The sequence below is a fragment of the Leptolyngbya sp. 7M genome (genome assembly GCF_018128485.1).
This window is the reverse complement of sequence record NZ_CP070897.1, coordinates 5,892,001-5,914,256: the sequence shown is the minus strand read 5'-3', so window position 1 is coordinate 5,914,256 and position 22,256 is coordinate 5,892,001. Positions and strand designations below refer to the sequence as shown.

Annotated in this window: 23 protein-coding genes and 2 pseudogenes; 13 read left to right on the top strand and 12 right to left on the bottom strand. The window is 52.1% G+C overall.

All coding sequences use genetic code 11. From position 1 onward, the window contains the following. Positions 1-19: 19 nt before the first annotated feature. The 3 genes from JVX88_RS31335 to JVX88_RS31325 all read left to right on the top strand — a co-directional run bounded on the left by JVX88_RS31335 (position 20) and on the right by JVX88_RS31325 (position 3,981). Positions 20-1,240, top strand: coding sequence for an ABC transporter ATP-binding protein (locus JVX88_RS31335; RefSeq protein ID WP_263975334.1), 1,221 nt, complete (start codon positions 20-22; stop codon positions 1,238-1,240). Positions 1,241-1,625: 385 nt separating this feature from the next. Beyond that, on the top strand, positions 1,626-2,711 hold the full coding sequence (gene ffh / locus JVX88_RS31330; protein ID WP_317134506.1) for a signal recognition particle protein: 1,086 nt from the start codon (positions 1,626-1,628) through the stop codon (positions 2,709-2,711). Between the two features lie 397 nt (positions 2,712-3,108). Continuing rightward, positions 3,109-3,981, top strand: coding sequence for a tetratricopeptide repeat protein (locus tag JVX88_RS31325; protein WP_211622335.1), 873 nt, complete (start codon positions 3,109-3,111; stop codon positions 3,979-3,981). 200 nt (positions 3,982-4,181) lie between these two features. On the opposite strand, the gene JVX88_RS31320 is transcribed toward JVX88_RS31325, so the two are convergent. Then, on the bottom strand, positions 4,182-4,478 hold the full coding sequence (locus tag JVX88_RS31320) for a hypothetical protein (RefSeq protein WP_211622334.1): 297 nt from the start codon (positions 4,476-4,478) through the stop codon (positions 4,182-4,184). Positions 4,479-4,778: 300 nt separating this feature from the next. Between JVX88_RS31320 and JVX88_RS31315 the strand changes: the two genes are divergently transcribed. Next, entirely contained in the window at positions 4,779-5,510 is a 732-nt protein-coding gene (locus JVX88_RS31315) for a tetratricopeptide repeat protein (protein WP_211622333.1), read from the top strand. Beyond that, positions 5,462-6,130 carry a CBS domain-containing protein gene (locus JVX88_RS31310; protein WP_211622332.1) on the top strand — a complete coding sequence of 223 codons (669 nt, stop codon included), beginning with the start codon at positions 5,462-5,464 and terminating at the stop codon, positions 6,128-6,130. Before JVX88_RS31315 ends, JVX88_RS31310 begins: the two co-directional genes overlap by 49 nt. Here the strand turns inward: JVX88_RS31310 and JVX88_RS31305 are convergent. Continuing rightward, entirely contained in the window at positions 6,108-6,422 is a 315-nt protein-coding gene (locus tag JVX88_RS31305; RefSeq protein WP_211622331.1) for a hypothetical protein, read from the bottom strand. The two genes, JVX88_RS31310 and JVX88_RS31305, sit on opposite strands and share 23 nt — an antisense overlap. 405 nt (positions 6,423-6,827) lie before the next feature. Beyond that, on the bottom strand, positions 6,828-8,333 hold the full coding sequence (locus JVX88_RS31300) for a PAS domain S-box protein (RefSeq protein ID WP_211622330.1): 1,506 nt from the start codon (positions 8,331-8,333) through the stop codon (positions 6,828-6,830). An 86-nt stretch (positions 8,334-8,419) separates the two neighbouring features. Here JVX88_RS31300 and JVX88_RS31295 point away from each other — a divergent pair, with 86 nt between their 5' ends. From JVX88_RS31295 to JVX88_RS31280, 4 genes are all read left to right on the top strand, one after another. After that, positions 8,420-9,616 carry a glycosyl hydrolase family 8 gene (locus tag JVX88_RS31295; RefSeq protein WP_211622329.1) on the top strand — a complete coding sequence of 399 codons (1,197 nt, stop codon included), beginning with the start codon at positions 8,420-8,422 and terminating at the stop codon, positions 9,614-9,616. Positions 9,617-9,729: 113 nt separating this feature from the next. Beyond that, complete coding sequence (locus JVX88_RS31290; protein WP_211622328.1) at positions 9,730-10,131, top strand: DUF3119 family protein; 402 nt, start codon at positions 9,730-9,732, stop codon at positions 10,129-10,131. Between the two features lie 125 nt (positions 10,132-10,256). Next, the gene (locus tag JVX88_RS31285; RefSeq protein ID WP_211622327.1) at positions 10,257-11,015 is read left to right on the top strand and encodes a DUF3086 domain-containing protein; all 759 of its coding nucleotides are present in this window, start codon (positions 10,257-10,259) and stop codon (positions 11,013-11,015) included. Next, a complete protein-coding gene (locus JVX88_RS31280) occupies positions 10,993-12,030 on the top strand; it encodes a hypothetical protein (RefSeq protein WP_211622326.1) in 1,038 nt (345 codons plus the stop codon). The genes JVX88_RS31285 and JVX88_RS31280 overlap by 23 nt, the downstream gene beginning before the upstream one ends. 199 nt (positions 12,031-12,229) lie before the next feature. Here the strand turns inward: JVX88_RS31280 and JVX88_RS31275 are convergent, their stop codons facing one another. The 6 genes from JVX88_RS31275 to hemW form a co-directional block, all read right to left on the bottom strand. Next, positions 12,230-13,237 carry a SpoVR family protein gene (locus JVX88_RS31275; RefSeq protein ID WP_211622325.1) on the bottom strand — a complete coding sequence of 336 codons (1,008 nt, stop codon included), beginning with the start codon at positions 13,235-13,237 and terminating at the stop codon, positions 12,230-12,232. Between the two features lie 243 nt (positions 13,238-13,480). Further along, positions 13,481-13,810 (bottom strand): hypothetical protein, encoded by a 330-nt coding sequence (locus JVX88_RS31270; protein ID WP_211622324.1) that lies wholly within the window; start codon positions 13,808-13,810, stop codon positions 13,481-13,483. Between the two features lie 109 nt (positions 13,811-13,919). Continuing rightward, on the bottom strand, positions 13,920-15,185 hold the full coding sequence (locus JVX88_RS31265; RefSeq protein WP_225931235.1) for a S1C family serine protease: 1,266 nt from the start codon (positions 15,183-15,185) through the stop codon (positions 13,920-13,922). A gap of 261 nt (positions 15,186-15,446) precedes the next feature. Continuing rightward, positions 15,447-16,325, bottom strand: coding sequence for an ABC transporter permease (locus JVX88_RS31260; protein WP_211622322.1), 879 nt, complete (start codon positions 16,323-16,325; stop codon positions 15,447-15,449). A gap of 13 nt (positions 16,326-16,338) precedes the next feature. Further along, a complete protein-coding gene (locus JVX88_RS43455) occupies positions 16,339-16,419 on the bottom strand; it encodes a hypothetical protein (protein ID WP_263975653.1) in 81 nt (26 codons plus the stop codon). 38 nt (positions 16,420-16,457) lie between these two features. Continuing rightward, on the bottom strand, positions 16,458-17,585 hold the full coding sequence (gene hemW, locus JVX88_RS31250; protein ID WP_225931234.1) for a radical SAM family heme chaperone HemW: 1,128 nt from the start codon (positions 17,583-17,585) through the stop codon (positions 16,458-16,460). Between the two features lie 258 nt (positions 17,586-17,843). Between hemW and JVX88_RS43450 the strand changes: the two genes are divergently transcribed. From JVX88_RS43450 to JVX88_RS31235, 3 genes are read left to right on the top strand one after another with little or no spacing between them, the layout of a single operon-like run. After that, positions 17,844-18,194 (top strand): HAD family hydrolase, encoded by a 351-nt coding sequence (locus tag JVX88_RS43450; protein ID WP_211622321.1) that lies wholly within the window; start codon positions 17,844-17,846, stop codon positions 18,192-18,194. Further along, positions 18,194-18,832 carry a K(+)-transporting ATPase subunit C gene (kdpC, locus tag JVX88_RS31240; RefSeq protein WP_211622320.1) on the top strand — a complete coding sequence of 213 codons (639 nt, stop codon included), beginning with the start codon at positions 18,194-18,196 and terminating at the stop codon, positions 18,830-18,832. Before JVX88_RS43450 ends, kdpC begins: the two co-directional genes overlap by 1 nt. Positions 18,833-18,860: 28 nt before the next feature. Next, positions 18,861-19,283: a hypothetical protein gene (locus JVX88_RS31235; protein ID WP_211622319.1), complete on the top strand. Its 423-nt coding sequence runs from the start codon at positions 18,861-18,863 to the stop codon at positions 19,281-19,283. Here the strand turns inward: JVX88_RS31235 and ppsA are convergent. From ppsA to JVX88_RS31220, 3 genes and pseudogenes are all read right to left on the bottom strand, one after another. Beyond that, positions 19,226-20,599, bottom strand: a pseudogene (gene ppsA, locus JVX88_RS31230) (phosphoenolpyruvate synthase); the annotation flags it as partial. The gene JVX88_RS31235 and the pseudogene ppsA sit on opposite strands and share 58 nt — an antisense overlap. Positions 20,600-20,633: 34 nt before the next feature. After that, a complete protein-coding gene (locus JVX88_RS31225; RefSeq protein ID WP_225931233.1) occupies positions 20,634-20,843 on the bottom strand; it encodes a hypothetical protein in 210 nt (69 codons plus the stop codon). 494 nt (positions 20,844-21,337) lie between these two features. Further along, positions 21,338-21,976 carry a LysR family transcriptional regulator gene (locus JVX88_RS31220; protein WP_211622317.1) on the bottom strand — a complete coding sequence of 213 codons (639 nt, stop codon included), beginning with the start codon at positions 21,974-21,976 and terminating at the stop codon, positions 21,338-21,340. A 27-nt stretch (positions 21,977-22,003) separates the two neighbouring features. Between JVX88_RS31220 and JVX88_RS31215 the strand changes: the two are divergent. Continuing rightward, positions 22,004-22,255, top strand: a pseudogene (locus tag JVX88_RS31215) (sensor histidine kinase); the annotation flags it as partial. Position 22,256 lies beyond the last annotated feature (1 nt).

Below are 22,256 nucleotides of genomic sequence, written 5' to 3'. Positions count from 1 at the left end.
GCGCTGAGTTTTTGGCTTTTTGGGTGAGTATCTAGCAGGGCGAGAAGATATTCGCGCCAATGGTGCGGTCAGTTATGTGATGCGGCAGTTTCATCGCCTGTTGCAGCAATGGTTGCCGATCTATCAAAAAGCGCGATTTGCCAGCACGGTGCTGTGGGCCACGTCAGTGGGGCTGTTCACAACCGGAAATGCGATTGCGCTGGCTGTCAGTGCCTATCTCTGGCAACAGCAGGCGATCACGATTGGTACGGCCTATGTCATCTTTCACTACACCAACTTATTAGCCCAACCAATCGAACGAATTCGCGAAGAGCTAGAAGAACTCCAGCAGGTAGAGGCCAGCCTACAGCGGATTCAGGCGCTATTGCGGGTGGAGGCTCGGCTGCCGGCAGGCGGAGACGCGGTTTTGCCAGCGGGGGCATTGGCGGTGACATTTGAGCAGGTTTGGTTTAGTTATGAGGAGTCAGGAGTCGGGAGTCGGGAGTTGGGAGTCAGGAGTCAGCAATCAGGAGTAAATCGCGCAATCCAACAATCGAATGACCAGAAGTCATGGGCATTACAAAACCTTTCCTTTCACCTTCCTGCTGGTCAAGCCTTGGGCATATTAGGACGAACTGGCAGCGGTAAATCAACGCTGGCTCGGCTGCTGCTACGGCTATACGACCCTCAGATTGGGACCATTCGTTTTGGGGATGTGGCGGTTAGGCAAGTACCACTGAAGCATCTGCGGCAGCAGGTTGGCTTTGTCACCCAGGATGTGCAGTTGTTTCAAGCTAGCGTTCGCGATAATCTCACATTTTTTGATCCTGGCATTCCAGACAGCACGATTTTGGAGGCTTTAGGGTGGTTGGGGTTAGACGAATGGCTGCAATCGCTTCCGGCTGGATTGGATACGCTGTTAGGGGCAGAGAACAGTGGACTTTCGGCAGGTCAGGCCCAGCTCTTGGCATTTGCGCGGGTGTTTCTGAAAAAGCCAGGATTAGTAATTCTAGATGAAGCCTCCTCTCGCCTCGATCCAACAACGGAACGGTTAATTGAACATGCGGTTGATCAACTACTGCTCAAATGCACCGGGATTATAATTGCCCACCGCCTAGCCACTGTTCAGCGAGTTGATCGGATTCTGATTTTAGAAAACGGTCAGATGGTTGAATACGGCGATCGCCTAACCCTACAGCAAGACCCACACTCACGATTCTCCCAGCTATTGCAAGCAGGCTCTACGAGTATGCTGCGTTAAGCAAAAGTAGCGATATCCAAACCCGCAGACAGCCTACCCTCCAATCTGGCTCTCAAATCTGATCCGGGTCAAAGCCCAACTACCGGATGCAAGGTAGTGCCCCTTTTTCTTATGCTTCTTGCTCGCAGTCGTTTGAATCACCCTACGAGTGCAGGGTTTATGGCTTAGCAAATTTCTTTTTTGTCTCCAGGAGGTAGTTCACTTTTAGTTGCTCCTCTAATTCCATGCTTAGTTAACTAGACAATATTCAAATCAGTATCTAATTAACGACAGATGAAAACTTTTCTGCTCACTCCTTGGTCCCCCAATTCAATACTCAACACCCTAAAAGCCACCCAACACCCTAAAATAAGAAGAAGTCTAAAGTTGACCGTTAAACAATCCTATGTTTGAAGCCCTTGCCGACCGCCTAGAAGGAGCCTGGAAAAAACTCCGGGGCCAGGACAAAATCAGCGAAGCGAATATCCAGGAAGCGCTGCGAGAGGTGCGGCGGGCGCTGCTAGAGGCAGATGCCAACCTACAGGTGGTAAAGGATTTTGTTGCCGATGTGCAAACAAGGGCACTAGGAGCAGAAGTCATCGCAGGAGTGAACCCAGGGCAGCAGTTCATTAAAATTGTCTACGATGAGCTGGTTGCCGTCATGGGGGATACCAATGTTCCCCTCGCGCAGGCTGACACTCCGCCCACCATTGTCTTGATGGCCGGTTTGCAAGGAACGGGTAAAACAACCGCAACGGCAAAACTAGCTCTGCACCTACGTAAACTTGACCGCAGCACGCTGTTGGTCGCAACTGATGTGTATCGTCCGGCAGCGATTGATCAGCTTGTGACCTTGGGCAAGCAGATCGGCGTGCCGGTGTTTGAGCTGGGCAAAGATGCTAATCCGGTGGAAATTGCTCGTCAGGGGGTTGAAAAAGCTAAGGCCGACGGCATTGATACAGTGATCATCGACACGGCAGGCCGTTTGCAGATCGATGAATCAATGATGGCTGAGCTGGCGCAGATCAAAGAGGCAGTGCAGCCCCACGAAGTGCTACTGGTGGTCGATGCCATGACTGGCCAAGAGGCTGCTAACCTGACTCGCACCTTTCATGAACAAATTGGAATTACAGGCGCGATTCTCACCAAAATGGACGGGGATACCCGTGGTGGTGCGGCCCTGTCAGTGCGCCGTATTTCTGGGCAGCCGATCAAATTTATTGGTGTGGGCGAAAAGGTTGAGGCGTTACAGCCGTTTTATCCCGACCGAATGGCCTCCCGAATTTTGGGTATGGGCGATGTGCTGACATTGGTTGAAAAAGCCCAGGAAGAAGTTGACATTGCCGAAGCAGAAAAACTGCAAGAGAAAATTCTCACCGCCAAGTTTGATTTCACAGATTTTGTCAAGCAATTGCGCTTGATGAAAAACATGGGGTCCCTAGCTGGAATCATGAAGCTGATCCCCGGCATGGGCAACAAAATTTCCGATTAGACCAGGCAATTATTGAGCAGTTGTTTATTGATTATTGATTGGTATTCGTTGATATAGCTGCGATGAACTATTAACGGTCGATCTCAGCCCTCTATTGAGACTGTAAGCTTCTTCGTGTTGCTCATACCAGATTCTGAAAATTGTCGTGACAAAGCAGAGCCTCATCGTTTGCGGCTCCTCTTACCGAGGGGCGGCTGAGAGAGGGTAGTTCTGACCTTCCCTAGATTGTGAGGTAAAATTTGAATTCAATTCCCTGATTGGCGTTGTATTGCTGTTATATACAGCGTTTTTCACCCACGTAAGGTATAGGGGGGCGAAGCCCCCACGCAGGGGCACAGCCCCTGCACCCCAATTTTTGTACTTCATTAGCCTGGAAAAGGCTGTAAGGATATGCATCATGACCTGGAACCATCAGATTGTGCTTCAAGCTGTTACCTTTGCACCGACCTGCTCAATGCTGATGGCTCTACCAATAGCTCTACCAATAGCTCTACCAATGGCTTTACCGTTGACGTTACTGGGGGGAATGCCCGCTGAGGCCCGCTTGTCGCCAACCCATGCTGCCGTCCCAACCAGACCGCAAGCTGCCAACTCAGCCGCCGATTGGGTTAATCAGGGATTAGCACAGGTAGAACAGGGCAACCATCAGGCGGCCATCATCAGCTACACGCGAGCCATCCAGGTCGATCCCAACTATGCCGAAGCCTACATGCAGCGGGGCATTGCCTATCACATCATTGGAGACTACGATCAGGCGATCACTAATTTCCAGACCGCCGTACAAAAAGACCCGGACAGTGCAGAGGCGTACTACAATTTGGGCGAAGCCCGCACTTACTCCAATGACCTGACCGGAGCAATGCAGGCGTTTGATCAAGCCATTGAAATTAACCCGAACTATCCAGAAGCTTACAACAGCCGAGGCGTGCTCTATGCCCTGGCAGGAAAGTTTGATCAAGCGCTGGCCGACTTTAACCAGGTGATTACCATCGATCCCAACTATGCTGATGCCTACTACAATCGCGGCAAACCCCGCACCGAACTAGGAGATGCCGCTGCCGCCATTGATGACTACACAAGGGCCATTAGCCTCGATCCATCGCTGGCTGGCGCTTACGGCAATCGGGGCGTGCTGTATTTCCAAACGGGCAACCGGGCCTCTGCCTTGGCCGATTTGCAGCGAGCTGCCGAATTGTTTGAGCAACAGGGAGATCAGGCCGGCTATCAGCAAACGCAATTCTATCTCCAGCAGGTGCGGCAGTCTTGGTAAGTCATTTTTCTTGTTGCGTTTAGCGGTGATTTTATGGTTTACCCATTTCCTAACGCTGCAGTCACGATTGGCCTCTTGCTGCTCGCCGCGGGTAGTCTGGGGCGATGCCTCTAACCAAGCAGATGTCAATCAGCCTTAGGTGCACAGCTCTATCTTCTGGTAAGGGCAAAGCATTTGCATCAAAAGCTCTGTAGCCACGCCTAGGATTCATTTCGCAAATGCTTTGCCCTTACGGTATTGGCTCCACAGGCGACAGTAGTTTCCTCACTCCAATCTTGATTGTATTCTTTGGGTCGCTCATTGCTTTTCTCCTCTGGTGCTGATTCCGGTAACTCAGCCATTAGTGCTCCCACCCACACCCAGCAATTAGCCGCAGCATAAACTGGCTGAACGCTGCTCCCTTCAACAATGGGCGATACATCTATTGTGCTGATAGCTATTACTCCACCTACAGCCAACAGAGCATCAATTAGATGAACAAAGAATATGCGGCACATAGGGCTATTCCTGGGTTGAATGAATTGAGCTTGATATCAGAGTAAAGAAACCTACTGCCGAACTCATGCAGGCTTTCTGTCAATCTGCTTGCCGATTTGCGTCCAGTTGCTTTGCCAAGCTGGAAGTATCGCTTGCCGAAACCTGCAAATAAGACTTGCAAATGGAAACTGTAAATAAATTCGGTGAGTATGGGACTGACACCTGGATCGGTCTGGTACGCTATTGGAAAAAATCAGTGAACGCGGCCCAGACTCAGACTTCAGGGCTGGCGTCTATTAGCTAGAGACACTGGAGCGATCATGGGGAATCGATGCCGTCCTATCTTCAAATCACTGCGCTTTGCGGTTTTGGTTTTGTCTGGCTTTCTGCTGTTCAGCCTGACCCCTGCCCCTCAGCCAGTCCAATGGCTCAGTGAATCACCAGCCCAGGTAGGACGAGCAGGATTGGCCCAGACAGCTCCCAATCCAGCACTTCAGCAATCAACCCAGAAATCAACCCAGAAATCAACTCAGAAATCAGCACAGCAGCTAGTGCAGCAAGGCGTCGAGCACTATCAGGCAGGAGATATGGCCGGTGCGCTCCCGTTCTGGCAGGCGGCTCTGTCAATCTATCAAGACAGCCAACAGCTTGAGCAGGCAGCCATTGTGCTGGAAAATTTGGCTCGCGCCCATCAGCAAATCGGCCAGGTTTCTGAGGCGGTCACCTATTGGCAGCAGGCGGTAGATACCTATCGGCAGCTCGGCCATCTCCAGCAGTTGGGACGAATGCTGACTGAGCAAGCCCAGGCTCTGAGTCGGCTAGGGCAACATCGACAGGCAATCACCCTGCTGTGCGGCGATGAGGAACCGTGCAGTGTCAACAGTGCTGTAGCGCTGGCCCAACAAAACAACGACGACATCGGAACGGCGGCGGCCCTGGGCAGTTTGGGCGAAGCCTATCGACTGATTGGAGATTACAATCGAGCGATTCAGGTTTTGCGGAAGTGGAAGCAATCAGCCCTGAGGAAGCGCCGATATCAACTGTGCTCGTAGCCGAAGCAATGCAGACCGTACCTCTGACGTTAGTAGGCAACTTGGCGCTGCTGACCGCAAGTCAATACCTGATGGCACATCGCGTCCACGGAGCTTTAGTACTCGATGAGACTGGCCAGTTGATCGGGATTCTGACCCTGCAAGATGTAAACCGAACCCTCCGGCGAGTGAAGTCTGACTCGGAAGCGCAAGTGCTGCTTCAGCAGCCAATTAAGACTTTATGCACCACCAAGCTAATTCATGCTTATCCGGATGAGCTATTGAGTGAAGCCGTCAACCGCATGACGACTCGGGGCTTGCAACAGGTGCCGGTTGTGCGACGCGATCAGCCCCAGCAGGTGATTGGCCTCTTGACCCAAGAAGGCATTGCCTTGGCGGAGAGCATTGCCCGAACCCGTGACTTGGTGCAGCGTCATCTCACAGAGACTCAATTGGCAACAGTAGAGACTTTACCGTATCCGGATGGGATACCGTCTGTGAAAATTCAACTGTCTGAATTTGGCATGTCGTCTCGTTCCGATCAGTTTTTAACCGACACTCTGCCCGATCCCTTACTGCCCAATCCCTTAGAGTCGGCCAAACCAGAATTGGAGTCGGCTAAGGCAGAAATGGCAGAATAGTCCGCAGCACTTTGCGAATCCGCAATAGGGTAACGATTTCCCGAAACCGGGGCGGCACTACACCTACTTGGCGGGCTTCGGCTTCGAGCTGGGCCTGTAGCTCAGCATATTCGGCAGCCGTCATCGGTTCCCCATCGATCGGCGAGCGAGCTTCTAGAATAATTTCGGTCCGCAACACCTCTTCAGGCTGATCCTGCGGCGGCGGCAAAGCCAAAACCGGAGCCATGCTGCTGAGAACACTGCTGCTGAGTAACGTGGCAACCAAGCTGAGCTGTAATTGTTGCTGCTTCATCGTGTGTTGTGCTGCATTTGCTGAGTTGACGCCTCAGCCGATCAACCATCTAGACCTAACCATAAGCGTACTGCTGCTTCAAAAAACCAGTATCTGCTGCGAGCTGCTGTTTTAGGTCTGTTCTCCTAGATAGCGTTGCCTCAACTATATGAAATCAACTTAATTACAATTTTCATACTTGCAAATGAAAAAGTGGCTTTAGCTCACCCTGCAGTCAGATATATCATGACCCATCCCAATTATCAGAATTCACAAAGACGGTTGCCCTTACAAGATGTGTCAAGAGGATCTGCAATCAAGTTTGTCCCAAACCTTGTTAACTCTTGCGTTTGCTCAACTGAGAGGTTGGTTCAAGTGTGCCCAGCCACAAAACCATCGCTGCACCTGAGATACCGGAAGACCGAATCAACGTTCTGCCATATCTTGAAGCGCTTCTACGGCTTGATTGATCAAATCCGCTGCGTTGCAGATTTGTTTTGTCATCACAATTTTGCCGGATTCGATGCGTTCAATGTCTAAAATATCGTTGATTAGGCGCACCAGTCGGTCGGTATTGTTGGCAGCAATTCTTAGCATTTGCTGGGCTTCTTCGGGCTGGTTTTGCAAAACTCCTTCGGCTAGCAGGTCTAAAGCGGCAGAAATCGACGTAAGTGGGGTTCTCAGTTCATGGCTGACGATGGAGATAAATTCATCCTTCATGCGCTCAATTTCGCGCCGCTCGCTAATATCTTTGACAAAACAGTAATGCCCACTAAACCGCTGTTGCTGGTCGTAGGCTTTAACTAACACAATTTGCTTATCAAAAACCGTGCCATCTTTGCGGATCGCTCTAGCGTCTATTTCTACCTTGCCAACCTGGAGCATTTGCTGATAGGCAGCCTCGATTGCAGGGATCTCCTCTGGGCAAACCGTCTGCTGCCATTTCATCTTTAACAGTTCTTCGGGTTGGTAACCCAACATAGCAGCATAGGCCGGATTGACTTGCATATAGCATTCTTCTGCATCTAATCGCGAGATGCCTTCAACCGCACTTTCTAATGCCTTACTCAGATTCTGGAGTTGTTCTTCAGCCGCTTTGCGAGCGGTAATATCTTCAAGTTGGGAGACAATATATAATGGCTGGCCCTGCCCATCCCGCACGATTGAACTGCTTAAGGCCACCCAAACCACCTGTCCTAATTTATGCAAATACCGCTTTTCCATCTGGAAGGTGTTAATCTGGCCCGACAATAACTGCTGAAAATAGTTGAGTCCTGTCTCTAAGTCATCCTGGTGAGTAATTGCCTGAAAGGTGGTTGCCAGCAATTCCTGTTCCGAATAACCCAGCATCTCACACAGGGAGCGATTCACCTGGAGCCAATGGCCATCTAGCGATACTAACGCCATACCAATCGCAGCATTTTCAAAGGCGAGATAAAATCGCTCTTCACTTTCGCGTAAGGCTTCCTGCGCCTGTTTTTGTGCAGTCACGTCGCGACTGATGGCGTAGATCAATCCTTCCTCCGCAATGGGAAAGGCTCTCCAGGCGATCCAACGATATGAACCATCTTTATGACGGTAGCGATTTTCAAAATCCAGGATAATTTTGCCTTCAGCTAAATTTTTGACTGCCGTAAGGGTTGCCGCCTGGTCCTCAGGATGGACAAAGTCAAGAAAGGGATGGGCCATCAGTTCCGCGTTGCTGTAGCCCAGCACTTGCTCAAAGGCAGGATTCAACCGCCTGAAATAACCGTCAACACCTGCAACACACTGCATATCCAGTGAAGAATTAAAGATGCGATCACGGTCGGAGGATATCCGGGCACAGGCATCGTTCACGATCGTGGGCGAAGTCACACCTGTCGAGCAGGTCTTCACGACCCGCGTGAGCATCGAATAAGCCGCACGGACGACGGCGGCATCGCACCACATACATCATTGAGTGAGACGGACAAGAGGACATGTTCCTGAGACTTTGTGCTGCCTTATTTCTGGTACTGGTTCCGTATATGAACAGCATGGCTCAATCTCAGCCGCCGCAGGGCGCATTCTTCACCGGCAGCTATCCTAACCTGCTCAGCGAGTGGGGGCTGAGCGATGAAGAGATTCACACGCGGATCGATCAGGCGTGGCACATGCTGTTCTACGGCAGCGATCACACCCAGCGCGTTTATTATCCCGTCGGCGATGATATGGCGTATATCCTCGATGTGAATAACGGCGATGTCCGCAGCGAGGGGATGTCTTATGGGATGATGATCGCCGTCCAGATGGACAGGCAGGAAGAATTTAACCGCCTGTGGAACTGGGCAAAAACGTATATGTACCGTGCCGATGGTCCTTACGCCGGCTATTTCTCGTGGCAGAACGCGCCCGACGGCAGCATCATGGATTCCAACTCTGCGCCTGATGGCGAGACGTGGATGGTGACGGCGCTGTTCTTCGCCGCTGCGCGCTGGGGGAATGGCGAAGGTATCTACGACTACGAAGCAGAAGCCAACGCAATCCTGCACGCCATGCTGCACAAGAACGAGCAGAATACCAACGTCGTCAATATGTTCCACCCGGAACACCGGATGGTCGTGTTCGTCCCCGCGATCGGCGCGATCAGCCAGTTCACCGATCCGTCATATCACACGCCGCATTTCTATGAGCTGTGGGCGCGCTGGGCGGCGCAGGATAACGCATTCTGGGCAGAGGCGGCACAGGTCAGCCGTGAGTTCTGGCGGCTGACGGCACACCCGGAGACCGGTCTGATGCCCAACTATGCGCACTTCACCGGGGAACCTCGCCCGTGGGGCGATTATGGCGAATTCTTCTATGCCGACGCCTGGCGCTGCGCCATGAATGTCGCGCTCGATTACACGTGGTTTGCAGCGGATCCGTGGCAGGTTGAGCAGACGGATCGCCTGCTGACCTTCTTTCATAACCTCGGCATCGGTCAGTATAACAGCCGCTTCCGGATCGATGGCGAACCGGTCAATCCACAGCACCGCGCTACCGGGCTGATCGCGATGAACGCAGCGGCTGCTCTGGCTTCGTCAAGCGATATCCGCTGGGATTTCATCGAGGAATTCTGGAATACCCCGATCCCGACCGGGCAGTATCGCTATTACGATGGTCTGCTGTATTTCATGGCGCTGCTTCAGCTCAGCGTCAATTTCCGGATTTACTCGCCCGCTCTGTCGTGGCTGATGTTTTCGGTCCTGAAATAATTCTCAAAGCATTCTCATTCATCTCATCTGCTTCCGGGATCCCCTCCTTCATCTCCGCGTAGCCTTAAAATAGGGGTAAGCCAAATCTCAACTTTTATTAAGAAAACTTGCAAGTGACAACCACATCAGATGCTTCTAATCTGCCTGCTGCAACCGAAACGGTGGAGTTGGCTCCCAGCTACGCCCTGCCGATTGGGCTGGTGCTATTGGCATTACTCTTGTTTTGGGTTCAGCCCTGGTTTAGTGGTGTAATTGCCCTGTTAGCAGTATTTCTGCTGTTTCAAACGGCTACTATTCGCCTGCGCTTCACAGAAACAGCCCTCGATGTTTGTCGGGGCGAAAAGTGCCTGCGTCACTTTCCCTACCAAGATTGGCAAAATTGGCGAATTTTCTGGCCCCGTCTGCCGATTTTGTTTTACTTCCGAGAGGTAAAGAGTATTCACTTTTTGCCGGTTTTGTTTGATCCAAAAGGATTGAAAATTTGCCTGGAGCAGCATTGTCCTACAATTTCCTAATTAGCAATTTCTAAATTGGCTGTATTAGCTGTATTGCCTGTCAATAGACTGCTCCCTAGCTATCCCTGAATTAAATTCAGACCTTCCTGGCATCATGCCACCGTTGTTATTCACCGATTTCCGCTATGAATCCAGACGAGTCCCCAACACCAGAGTCACTCAACTTATCCCGTCCTGATGGGACTGAGTCGTCTGCTGAGTCAGGCACGCCCAGTTCTCAACCGTTGCGTGAGCCATTAAATTTGTCCTCCCTGGGAAATCCCACTCGTACTGAAGCGGACGATTTGGCCCGTCGAGTAGCCGAATTGCAACAGCAGGAAAAGGCCCTGCGCCAAGAAATTGCGTCGCTGCAAACTTCCTACAATGCCATGCTGCAAAAGCAGATCACTGACGCCCAAATGGCCCTGGGTCGAGTGGTCAAGGAAAGCGTCACCGAGCTAGAACAGCGCCGCCAAACCCTCCAACTTGCGGTTGAGCAGCTAGAACGCCGCCAAGAGCGGATCAAAAACGAAATGCGAACCACCTTTGCCGGAGCCTCTCAGGATCTAGCCATTCGGGTTCAGGGCTTTAAGGATTATTTGGTCGGCAGTTTGCAGGATCTGGCCACGGCAGCCGAACAGTTGCAACTCGTTCCAGCTCCCGAAGAAGCCAGACGGCCATCGGTGATCAAACCAGAAGCTGTCATGGAGGTGAGAGACGCCAGAGAGACTAGACCTAGAGAATCTAGAGACTCTAGGGACTCTAGAGAAGCAAAAGAGCCACGCGAAGCTACTAGACGCGACGCCGCAGACGCAGAAGTGATCACCACGCCTAAGTTTGCCGAACAGGGCCGTTGTTCCACACACGCTGGGAACAGTCTCATTGACCCTGTCCGCCTCCTATGAGCAGACGAATGTAGGGGTGTCTAATCCATTGCAGGTCTCAATCAGTTCTTCTGTTGTTCTTACCCTGCCAATGATGGGGCAATTTATCGGGTTCAGCCCTGATGGTTCGCAGATCATCATTTCCTCATGGGAGATCGACCTGATCTCGACAGCAACATATCAGGTTGTGAAAACGATTAATCCTTTTGGCGATAGTTTTGGTGGCGTTATCGCAACATTCGATAGTACTGGCACCCAGATTTACAGTGTTGTTATAAACCCATACCCCACCAGTGGCTATGTTGATTCCTACGATGTCTCATCGGGGAAGCGGCTGCTCCAGTCATCCTTCACCAATGCCGTAAACCTCATGAAAGGCTCAGCCCCGGGCAGCCCGCTCGTTGTTGCAACTGGAGACCCTGTTGGCAGACAGATTTCCGCTATCGGTGTTCTCGACCCGTCAACTATGAATTGGGTTCACTCAGCGCAATTCCCAAACCCCAAATCTTTCCTTTTCTCGTTCGCTGCGAATCCGCAAGGCGACCTGATTATCCTGTGGGCGGGTGGACGAACTTACAGCTATCAACCCCAAACTAACACGCTGCTTCAGTTGTCGATCTCAGCAGCCGTCTTGAGCATTGCTTTTCACTCGGATGGAAAACATTGGCTTTTTCCAGATGAGTCTGAGCCGACAATTCATGTTGTGGATTCAGCATCAAATCAACTGATTGGCGAAATTACACTTCCTACTGTTGTGAATTTTAGTCGGCATGGAGTTAATGCTTATGCTTCATACCTATCTTCTGTCCTGGTAGTTGCGCCCGATGGCGTGAATTGTTTTGCCGTCCTCTCAGACAATACGATCGCCTGGTTCAGGTTCGATCAGATGAAATTCATTTCCATCATTCCAGGTCCTGCCACCCCTATTGCGATCGCTGTCGATCCGGCAAGTCAATATTTATATGTAATCGATACGACATCAGAAAGTTCTAATTCTAATTTCGTCCTGTGGAAAATTCCAGTTCCTACCCTGTGAAGAGGCGCAAAAAAGCCAAGCCCTGTCTTATAACTGATTTGACAGAGACTCATTATGCTTCCAGTCCCTCCTCCTGTATTTACGTTCTTGATCCAGCAAATAATTGGAGTCTGATTCAATGGCAGGGATAGTGAATTCTCCCTCATCCCTAACCCTTCTCCCTCAGGGAGAGGGCAATAAAAATCCACTTCCCATCTCCTTATTCGTTCCCAGAGGCTTCACGATGACCATTCAACTCAATGGCATTGACATTCCATCCACTGACGGTCTGACGCTGACCTATGCGGTGACAACCACTCCCAACCCACTGCTGCGTCATCAGCTTCGAGTGCCAGTACGTGGCCCAGCCCTCGTTCATCACCTTCGTCATCGCCTGCGGCGCAAAGTAGTACGCCTCGTCGCGGATGATGCTCAAGACATCGGCCTGCCAGTCCTCCAGCGGCGCGTGACGCAGCAGGAAAAGCAGCACGTCCCGCGTCGGCCGCGCCGGGAACGCCGACCGTGCCGCACGCGCCCGCTCCGCGTGCTCGCGACGCTGCCGCTCCAGCTCGCGCCGGGGGTTGATGAACGGGTCCATGTAGTCCTTGGCGGGTAGCTTGTCGGGCACGAACCCGCCCCGGGACGCCGCCTCATCGTCCGGGTCGCCCAGCCGCGGCCTTGGGGCCTCGGCCGCGGGCTCGCGCGTCACGAACAGCGAGTGGGGGTCGATCAGGTCCTCGATCGCCAGGCAGTCATCGATGAACCGCTCCACCGCCGCCTGGCCCTGCCGCTCGATGTGCCGACGAACGCGCGTGGCGTGGTTGGCCATCTGGTCCATCATCTTGCGGTCGGTCTTGCTGAACCAGAAGTTGTTCTTGAAGAAGTCCGCATGCCCGTACACGTGCGCCATCACCAGCTTCTGGTCCGTGACGGCGTTGGACTCCTGCAGGTAGGCGTAGCACGGGTCGGTGTTCACCACCATCTCGTAGATCCGCCCCAACCCGTACGCGTCGCGCTTGCTGAGCCGCTCGAACTCCATCCCCCAGCGCCAGTGCGGGTAACGCACCGGGAATCCGCCGTACGACGCGATCTGGTTCATCACGTCGAAGGGCAGGACCTCGAACACCACCTCGAAGAAGTCAAGGCCGTACTCCATCGCCTTGGCCTTGATGGCCCGCATGTGCGCCTTGAGCTCGGGCGAGAGATCGGTCTGGTGCGTCGAGGGCATGGCGCCTCCGGTGGCCGGGTCCGACTGGTCTATCGGCGTTCTCGGACCACCGCTTCTCTCTACGTCTGCCGATCGCCGTCGGATCGCACGCAGACACCCTGGAGCTCGCTGAACAGATCAGCAGGGAAACGCTCCGGGTCGGCCTGGCCGCGGTCGCTCGCGCCACACGGGCGGTGAGGATCATCGAGCGCGGACGGCGGGAGCGGTCTGGGTGCTTCGGGGTCGATGTCGGCGGACGCGCGATCACAGGCCCTTGGCGCACTTCCGGCGCACACCAACGCGCAAGCGGCGTCCCCGACCGCGCACAAGCCGCGCCTGTGGCCCGCGGGTGCTGGCGCTCGTCCCCCAGACGCGTGATGAAGTTGTTCCGAGGCCCTCAATCTGCGGACCAACCCGGCCGATATCACCGATGGTCCAATTTACAGGAGTCAGATCAGCATGCGCACCACGCCTCTCGCCGTCGTCCTCGCCGCTGGCCTCCAAGAGCGGGTTTCCATCGATCAGTTGAGATCTTACCTGAAGCAGGAGTATCTTCCTAATGGCGGAGATAACGTGGGGCGAAACCGCTAACACGCAACTTTGGGTTTAACGAGCAACGCGATAAGAAAGTCGCTGTTTCGCCCTCACGTCCATTGATTTGTTCGATGGTGCGTTCATAGAAAGTGCTGCTTTCTGCCTCAGCCTATTGTTTTCGTGAGTTAAGGTAAGGCGCAAAATCGGCGGCTATTTGTGCGACAGCCTTTTCACTAAGTTCTTTCCTTTGAGCTTTATTCGGCTCTTTCTCGGAATACAATTCCAACGTGACTTTTCCACACGAGGGAGAAACGGCATCAGCCGGATAAGAATACATACCCTCAAATGTTGCGTCTTTGACTGAAACAAAATAATTGCTTTCGTTTAAGATGTGGGCGATTTTTGCAGGGTGAATCGGCTCAACCTCTTTGTCGCCGCACATTAAACGCATACGGTAAAAATCCGTCTTGAAACGAAGCCTGGCTTGTGTTCGGATTCCGTAGTTGGCGGCAATTCCGCGTCCGACAGCCCCCCAAAAAGATTCGCCAAGTTCCGGCGTCGCCCGAATAATCAAAATCGGCTTGTAGTCACCAACATATTCCCGCCACGCGAAAAAGTTGTCAAACGGGCGAAAAGTTCCGTGCACTGCGCCCTCTTTTTTATTGCGTTTCTCTCGCGTTTTTGCGGCTTCCCTCTCGGCTTCGGTTTGGATTCGGTATTTCAACCTCGGAGTCATTAAAAGAATATTAAAGCTACCGACGCTTGTCGTATAGCGGTCAGTTTCAAATTTTTTAGCAGTTGCAACTTCTTTAACGGCTTCAAGCGGAAAATTGTCGGTCGGGTCAACCGGCAAAAGCCTTGCTTGCGGTTTTGAGATTTCCGTCATCTTCTTTTTCGCTTCGTCAATCAAAGATAACGCTTGTTCGATTCTGATAATTCCCGAAACTCCGGCACTGCTTCGACTGATGTCGGCAAAAGTGGTAATGCCGACAACTTCGCCAATCGAATTAAACAACGCTCCGCCGGAATTTCCGGGATTGATGTTGATGTCGGAAAGAATCGCTCTTTCTTCAATTTTGCTGGCAATTCCGGTAGTGATAATTTTCCGTTGATTGAGCGGGCTGCCGATTGTAAAAACTCTTTCGCCTTCGACAATAGCAGGTTCAGTAGAATCCAATTTAGCAATCGGCGCGACAGTCGCTTCGGGTAAAGCTTCTAAATTTGCCCACAGAATCGCCACATCTTTTTCCGGGCTTGCTGCGAGTAGCACCGCCGGAATTTTTCGGTTGGCATCGAATTGGATGGAAATAAACTGCGACGGACCAACAACGTGCTGGTTGGTCATGCATTCTTTCTCGGCCAGGGAGGCCCCACAACGTTGACAGAACTTGTGAGCATCTGGATTTTCAAACTGACAATGGGGACAAACAAGCATCTGGGAACTCCCTCAACTCCTGCCGGAGGCGCCAAATCTTAGGGTCTGAACTGTTGCGTACAGGTATACAGCTACGAAGATCCTATTTTTGTACAGAGTACACGATTGTTTTGCGAAACTACCGTTGGTGTAACCCCTCCCAGGGTACCCAAAACTTTAAGACGATTCGCAGCTTGTCAGCAGAGGTTATACGGAATCTTTAGAAATTCAGCCGGACTTCCTAGATTTCGATTAGTTTACGTCCAAGCAACTTGCTCCTGATTAGCCCGCTCTTGGATCCAGGCTATCCCGCAGGCCATCGCCTAGCAGGTTGAAAGCCAAAACAATCAGTGTGATCATCAGACCGGGCAGCAGAATGGTCCAGGGAGCGGAAAGGGCATAGCCGTTGGTGAATGAGTCAGATAGCATCGTACCCAGTTCTGGGGTTGGTGGTTTGGCTCCCAGCCCCAAAAATCCTAGACCGGCTGCCTCCAAAGTAGCTGTACCAATAGACAAGGTTGCCTGCCCAACTAGGGGGGCAAGACTAGCAGGCAAAATATGCAAAAAAATAATCCGCCACGGCTTGGCACCGAAGGCCCGCACGGTTTGAACGAATCCTTGTTCGCGTAGAGACAGCACCATACTGCGAGTTAGGCGAATAAAAATCGGAATCTGCACCACACCTACGGCAATCATAACGCTCTGCAAACTGGGTCCCATCACTGTCGCCACGGCAATTGCCAGCAAAATCGAGGGAAAGGCCAGCAAAATGTCGGTGAACCAGCTAATCGTAGTTTCTAGCCAACCGCGAAAATAACCCGCTACCAGCCCCAGTAAAGTTCCTACTATCAGCCCCAATCCCACCGACACGACACTGATCAGCAACGAAATCCGAATTCCATACCAGACCAAACTCAGCATGTCTCGCCCCAAGCCATCGGTGCCAAACCAGTGAACGGCGCTGGGAGGACTGAGCCGTGCCGCAAAATCCCGTGCTGTGGCTGGATCGAAGGGACGTAACACCGGGGCCAGTAATGCTAGCAGCACCAGCGCAATAGTCAAAATCAGGCCAATCCGAGCCGAAATCGACCGCAGGAACCGCCGTCTGGCTTTTTGCAGCGACGATTCGCGCACAAAGGGAGGAGTAGAAAGGGTATCCATTGGAAGGATTATTTTACTTGTACTGAATTCGCGGATCGAGAAAGGCGTAGGAAATATCTACCAGTAAGTTAATTAGGACAAATACCAGCGCCACAAACACCACGCCCCCCTGCACCACCGGGTAATCGCGGGCTAAGATACCTTCGTAGGCACTACGGTCATTAAAATCTGCTCTACGACCTGCTCACCAAATTGGAGCGCTAAGGTTTTCAAACTCAAGCCTTCTGCTAAGCGCAACCCCAACATCAGCGTATCAAGGAGGGCTTCCTGAGGCGGAGTCACTGGGGCGTCAATCCTGCCCTGAGTCTTGTAGCCCTGCACCCATTGGTAGTACTCGCGGCGTTTGCGGGGACGGGTAAAGCGCTGACCTTGGGTATAGCTAGCTGCTCCCATCCCAAAGCCGTAGTAGGGCCGGTTCTCCCAATAAACGCGATTGTGGCGGCACTGAAAGCCTGGTTTGGCATAGTTCGATATTTCGTAGTGCTGATAGCCGGCTTTGGTCAGCGTCTGCTGCGCTATGCGATACATCTGAGCAGTCATTTTCTCGGTTGGTAGGGGCTGGACTCCCGGTTGATACCAGCGATCAAAGGCCGTACCTGCTTCAACGGTTAAGTCATAAACCGAGATGTGCTGGGGCTGTAGGGCAATGGCGGCCTCTAGGGACTGCTGCCAATGCTCCAGGGTTTGGTGCGGTAATCCAGAGATCAGATCGAAGCTGAAATTGATCAGACCTATCTGATCAATTAGCTCAACAGCTGCCTCAATATCAGCCGGGGTATGGGTCCGCCCGCAAGCCGCCAACAACTCTGACTGAAACGCCTGCACCCCTAGGCTGATCCGATTGATCCCTGCCGCTTGATATCCCTGCAATCGAGGTTGATCCACGGTGTCTGGATCGATTTCCATCGAGATTTCGGCATGCGTGGCAATGCCAAACTGCTGCTGTAAGGTATCTAGCACCTGCTCTAGCTGAGGTACGGTGAGCAGAGACGGGGTGCCGCCTCCCAAAAATATTGTTTGCAGCGGTGGTCCCAAAGCAGCCGTGGCGCGAATTTCCTGACAAAGAATCTCTACATATTCGGCGATTGTGCCAAAGCCATCGGCTGAGCTTGATTGCTTTGCCAAGGGCGGACGATCACCTACCACCGAAATTGGAAAGTCACAGTAGTAGCAGCGCCGCCGACAAAAAGGAATATGAAGGTAGGCTGCCGTAGGCATGGGGCTGGAAACCGCCGTTGAATTAATCTGTGTAGAAACCATAGGAAAGGTTGCCCTATCTACCGCCCGGTTTGCCGAACCAAATCAGACAAACCGCATCCGGTAAGGGAGCGATATAATGAGGCTGAGCTGATCAAGCTGCTGAGTTAGGCTTTATGCCTCGGTTATACCGTTTTCATCCTTATCTATAAGCTTTGATCTATAGGCTACTTATTGCCTTATTCCCACGGGGTAGAGTCTGGCTCGGCACTCAATTGAATGTCTCACCTCGATTAGCTGGTTTAACTCTCACTAGAGAACTTGAGCCAGAGAGGCGGTTCCGTTCCCAATGCATTAGACAAAGCTTACGAACGAGTATCTCGCTTGGGTGGCACACCGCTTGCCATCTGTCAGAACGATGACATCTATGGCGTGATTTATCTCAAAGATACAGTTAAACCCGGGCTACGCGAACGGTTTGACCAACTACGGCGCATGGGTGTTCGCACCATTATGCTGACTGGCGACAACCGCATCACGGCTGCGGTCTTTGCTACAACAGGTGGAGACTTGTCGCGAACTCAATCCTACTGGTTGGCCGCATTGATTCTGCTGACTGTGGCACTTGCTATCTATCTCCTTTTTGTCATGTTTGTACCGGAGCGATTCTAATGAGTTTTGCACGCGAAGCTAGCAGAGCCGTTCGTTCCACCCTGATCCTTTGGGTCCTAACGGCAATGATTTATCCATTCGTGATGATCGCAGTGGGGCAACTGGTTTTTCCCTTCCAGGCCAATGGCAGCATCATTACCGATGCTCAAGGTCAACCGATTGGCTCAGTCTTGATTGGGCAACCCTTTACCAGCGATCGTTACTTCAACAGTCGCCCCAGTACCACGGGCTACAGCACCGCTGATCCGACTGCCGATACATCCAATACTTTGCAAACTGGCGTTTCCGGCGCGAGCAATCTGGCTCCCAGCAATCCCGCACTCATCGATCGCATCAAGGGTAAACCCGATCCGAATCCAGAGCAGGCGATTGAAGGAGAAATTCCTCGATTGCAAGCCGTAGGTATTACTCCAACGGCCGATCTGGTTTACACTTCTGGTTCCAGCCTTGATCCCCACATCACGCCGGAAGCCGCCAGAGCGCAAATCACACGAGTGGCAAGCGCACGAGAACTTCAACCGAATCAGCTAGAGGATTTGATCAATCAAAATACCGATGGCCGGTTTCTAGGCATCTTTGGTGAACCGGGAGTGAATGTATTAAAGCTCAACCTAGCTCTAGACGCACTCAGCAGCTAGATGCCTTACACAAGCATCTAATTCAACCATGTACCATTCATCCAAGCCTTCCCCTGACAACTCCTACATTCGTCCTGCCCATCGCGGTAAGCACAAAATCTTTATTGGCATGGCACCCGGCGTGGGTAAAACCTACCGCATGCTGGAGGAAGGGCATCGGCTGCGGCAGGAAGGCATGGATGTGGTGATCGGCTTGCTCGAAACCCACAATCGCCAGGAGACTGCCCAACGGGCAGCAGGGCTGGAAATAGTGCCTCGACGGCAAATTAATTGTTCTGGTGTGATTTTGTCCGAGATGGATACCGAGGCCATTCTGGCTCGCCAACCGCAGCTGGTTCTAATTGATGAACTGGCCCACACGAACGTACCTGGATCTCAGTGCGAAAAACGCTATCAGGATTCCCGGACTCGCTTAAAGGCACGGCACTCCAAGCCAAAGGCGTTGGCATAGTTGGGGTCGTAGTAGCGCGACGCCCCACGCCAGCCCAGCATCGGGTTTTCTTCTTCTGGCTCAAACTCGCGTCCGCCGATCAGGTTGGCATATTCGTTGCTCTTTAGGTCCGACATCCGCACCACGACCGGATTGGGATGGAACGCAGCGGCCAACATACCAATCCCTGACGCTAGCTTATCGACAAAGTAATCGGCGTAGTTGGAATAGAGCCACGCTAACTGGCTAATTTCCCACTTGGCTCCCTTGTCCTTGAGCTGGTCGAAATGAAGCAGTGCCAGCGGATGCACCTTGATGTGGTTGGCAATAATAAACTCGGTGCGGGCCAGACCCACGCCGCTATTGGGAATCATCGACAGGCGAAAGGCTTCCTGCGGATTGCCCACATTCATCATCACCTTCGTGCGGGTTTGGGGCAGCTCATTCAGCTGAATTTCCTGAACTTCAAACGGCAGTAGTCCCTGATAGACACGGCCTTCTTCACCCTCCGCACAGGATACGGTGACTTCTTGCTCATCATCGAGCAGTTCCGTAGCGTGATCGCAACCCACAATCGCCGGAATGCCCAACTCTCTGGCAATAATCGCCGCGTGGCAGGTACGTCCGCCTTGGTTGGTGATCACGGCACTGGCTTTTTTCATGATTGGCTCCCAGTCTGGGTCGGTGCGTCCGGTCACCAGTACCTCACCCTCGCGAAACTCATCCAGCCTGCGCACATCTAAAATCACCCGCACCTTGCCCTGACCGATCATCTCGCCAACAGCCCGCCCCGTCAGAATCGGTTTGGCCTCTGGTCGAGCGCTGAGCTGATAGGTTCTGAGCACATTGTTTGATTTCTGAGAATGGACCGTTTCCGGACGTGCCTGCACCACAAACAGTTCACCCGTCTGACCGTCCTTGGCCCACTCGATATCCATCGGCGTATAGACGCCCCGCACCGTAGAATAGTGCTCCTCAATTGTGCAAACCCACTCGGCCAACTGAAGAATCTCAGCGTTGTTGAGCGCATACTGGCCCTGCTCGGACTTGGGCACCGGCACGTTGATCGTCGGACGGCTGCCGCCAATGTTGTAGACCATTTTGATCTCTTTGCTGCCCAACCGTTTGTCGAGAATCGGGCGAAATCCTTGCTTCAGTGTGGGTTTGAAGACAATATACTCATCGGGATTCACCACGCCCTGCACTACGTTTTCTCCTAAACCATAGGCGGCTGTAATCAAGGCAGCATTGCGGAAGCCAGTTTCCGTATCAATGGAAAACATGACACCAGAGGTGGCTAAATCCGAGCGCACCATCTTTTGTACCGCTACCGATAGCGCTACGTCAAAGAATTTTTCCTAACCAGTTTTGCTAATCAGCCCCTTGGGCAAGCTGTTCGCGGGCCACCTGCTGCACCACCGAGAGCAAGTTATGCAGTATGGCAGAGGTATGGTCGCGTCGCCAAACCAGCGCCAGTTGAAACAGGGGCATTTGCCCAGCAATGGGGCGATAGACAACCCCAGATCGCTGTAGGTTCATGGCATTGGTCGGCAGTAGCGTCACGCCCACGGCTCCCGCCACCCAATCTAAGCACGGTTGACATCCAGGTTCCTTCTTGCACTACGTTGAGCTGCACGCCTGTTGATTCGCGGGCAGTCCGGATCAAATGGTGCAAGCGGGAACAGAAGGGGGCGTTGGTAAAACAAAGAGCTGTCTGGTTGCACCATTGAAGTAGGGGCTGTGGCTCAGGGTGTGCCAGATGCAGGTCTATGTGTAAGTAAATCAATCCGGTTGGATCTTGCAGCTTCAAGTCAGAGCCAAAGCGAGAACCTACAGCCTTGATTTAACCTTATTACTCCCTGCCCTGCCTTGCTTCCCCTTTTTAGGAACGACTATTTTAAGGATCTATTGGAGAGATCTAAATCTAAGTGCAGCTCAACTAAAGCTGTCTATAACTGTGAGAAAGTTCTTCAAAGTCATAGATTGATTATTTCGATGCCATACTGCTCCAATTTCCAGTTCTGGAGATTCTCCCTGTATCGCTCGATAGACGACACCGTTTCGCTGAAGATTTTCTACATTGGCTGGAAGAATGAAATTCCCATGCCACCAGCTACTAAACTCAGCACAGTTGAGATCCAAGCTGCTTCCTGTCTGACTTTGGGCTTAAATCCTGCGGCTACACAAAGTTGATCAATTTGTTCTCGCAGACCATGCAGCAAGTTGGCGGGCGGCAAAATAAATGGTTCATTAGACAGAATGGCAAGTGGCAGGTTGACAGATCGCTTAGCAAAACGATGTTTTTCAGGCAATACCAAAATTAAGGACTCTTTTATGACTGTTTTACTGGTTAATGCCACATCGTTGTGGGTGTTATTCATCTGCAAATTGTGCAAATGGAAGAAACCTACATCTAGTTGTTGTTGTCTCAGTTTTTCAATCTGATCGTATGAGGCGAGTTCCTCAAGCATCAGCGTCACATCTGGATATCGCTCATGGAACACTCTTAGGATGTCAGGGAGTCTGCTATTGGAGATCGAGGTATTGATGCCGATTGTCAGACGGCCTTTTTTGCCTCGATTGATTTGTTGGGCTGATTCAATTGCATGTTGAGTGTGAGCAAGAATGAAACAGGCTTCTTTAATAAAGACTTTTCCAGCCTCCGTTAGGGTGAGTGGACTCCGTCGTCTGCGATCAAACAACTCAAATCCCAATCTTTTTTCTAGCAGTCAGGCACGCTCACTATCACGGTAACTGAACAAAACCAGCATGTAGTGGTGCAGATTACCGATTCGGGTAGCGGCATTCCTCCTGAAATTCGCGATCGCATCTTCGAACCGTTTTTCACCACTAAACCTGTTGGTGAAGGCAGCGGTTTGGGGCTAGATATTGTGCGGCGAATTGTTGCCAAGCATCACGGCAACGTTGAGTTAGAAAGTGAACCTGGGCATACTACCTTTAGCGTGTGGTTGCCGATGTGGCAGGCTGAGTGAA

Bases quoted from the DNA above. Each gene is read 5' to 3' on its own strand.
- JVX88_RS31260 (WP_211622322.1), bottom strand. From the start codon at position 16,325: ATGGATACCCTTTCTACTCCTCCCTTTGTGCGCGAATCGTCGCTGCAA.
- JVX88_RS31325 (WP_211622335.1), top strand. From the start codon at position 3,109: ATGACCTGGAACCATCAGATTGTGCTTCAAGCTGTTACCTTTGCACCG.
- JVX88_RS31305 (WP_211622331.1), bottom strand. From the start codon at position 6,422: ATGAAGCAGCAACAATTACAGCTCAGCTTGGTTGCCACGTTACTCAGC.
- JVX88_RS31285 (WP_211622327.1), top strand. From the start codon at position 10,257: ATGAATCCAGACGAGTCCCCAACACCAGAGTCACTCAACTTATCCCGT.
- hemW (WP_225931234.1), bottom strand. From the start codon at position 17,585: ATGGTTTCTACACAGATTAATTCAACGGCGGTTTCCAGCCCCATGCCT.
- JVX88_RS31265 (WP_225931235.1), bottom strand. From the start codon at position 15,185: ATGCTTGTTTGTCCCCATTGTCAGTTTGAAAATCCAGATGCTCACAAG.
- JVX88_RS31320 (WP_211622334.1), bottom strand. From the start codon at position 4,478: ATGTGCCGCATATTCTTTGTTCATCTAATTGATGCTCTGTTGGCTGTA.
- JVX88_RS31235 (WP_211622319.1), top strand. From the start codon at position 18,861: ATGTACCATTCATCCAAGCCTTCCCCTGACAACTCCTACATTCGTCCT.
- ffh (WP_317134506.1), top strand. From the start codon at position 1,626: ATGTTTGAAGCCCTTGCCGACCGCCTAGAAGGAGCCTGGAAAAAACTC.
- kdpC (WP_211622320.1), top strand. From the start codon at position 18,194: ATGAGTTTTGCACGCGAAGCTAGCAGAGCCGTTCGTTCCACCCTGATC.
- JVX88_RS31275 (WP_211622325.1), bottom strand. From the start codon at position 13,237: ATGCCCTCGACGCACCAGACCGATCTCTCGCCCGAGCTCAAGGCGCAC.
- JVX88_RS31300 (WP_211622330.1), bottom strand. From the start codon at position 8,333: ATGTGGTGCGATGCCGCCGTCGTCCGTGCGGCTTATTCGATGCTCACG.
- JVX88_RS31295 (WP_211622329.1), top strand. From the start codon at position 8,420: ATGGCTCAATCTCAGCCGCCGCAGGGCGCATTCTTCACCGGCAGCTAT.
- JVX88_RS31315 (WP_211622333.1), top strand. From the start codon at position 4,779: ATGGGGAATCGATGCCGTCCTATCTTCAAATCACTGCGCTTTGCGGTT.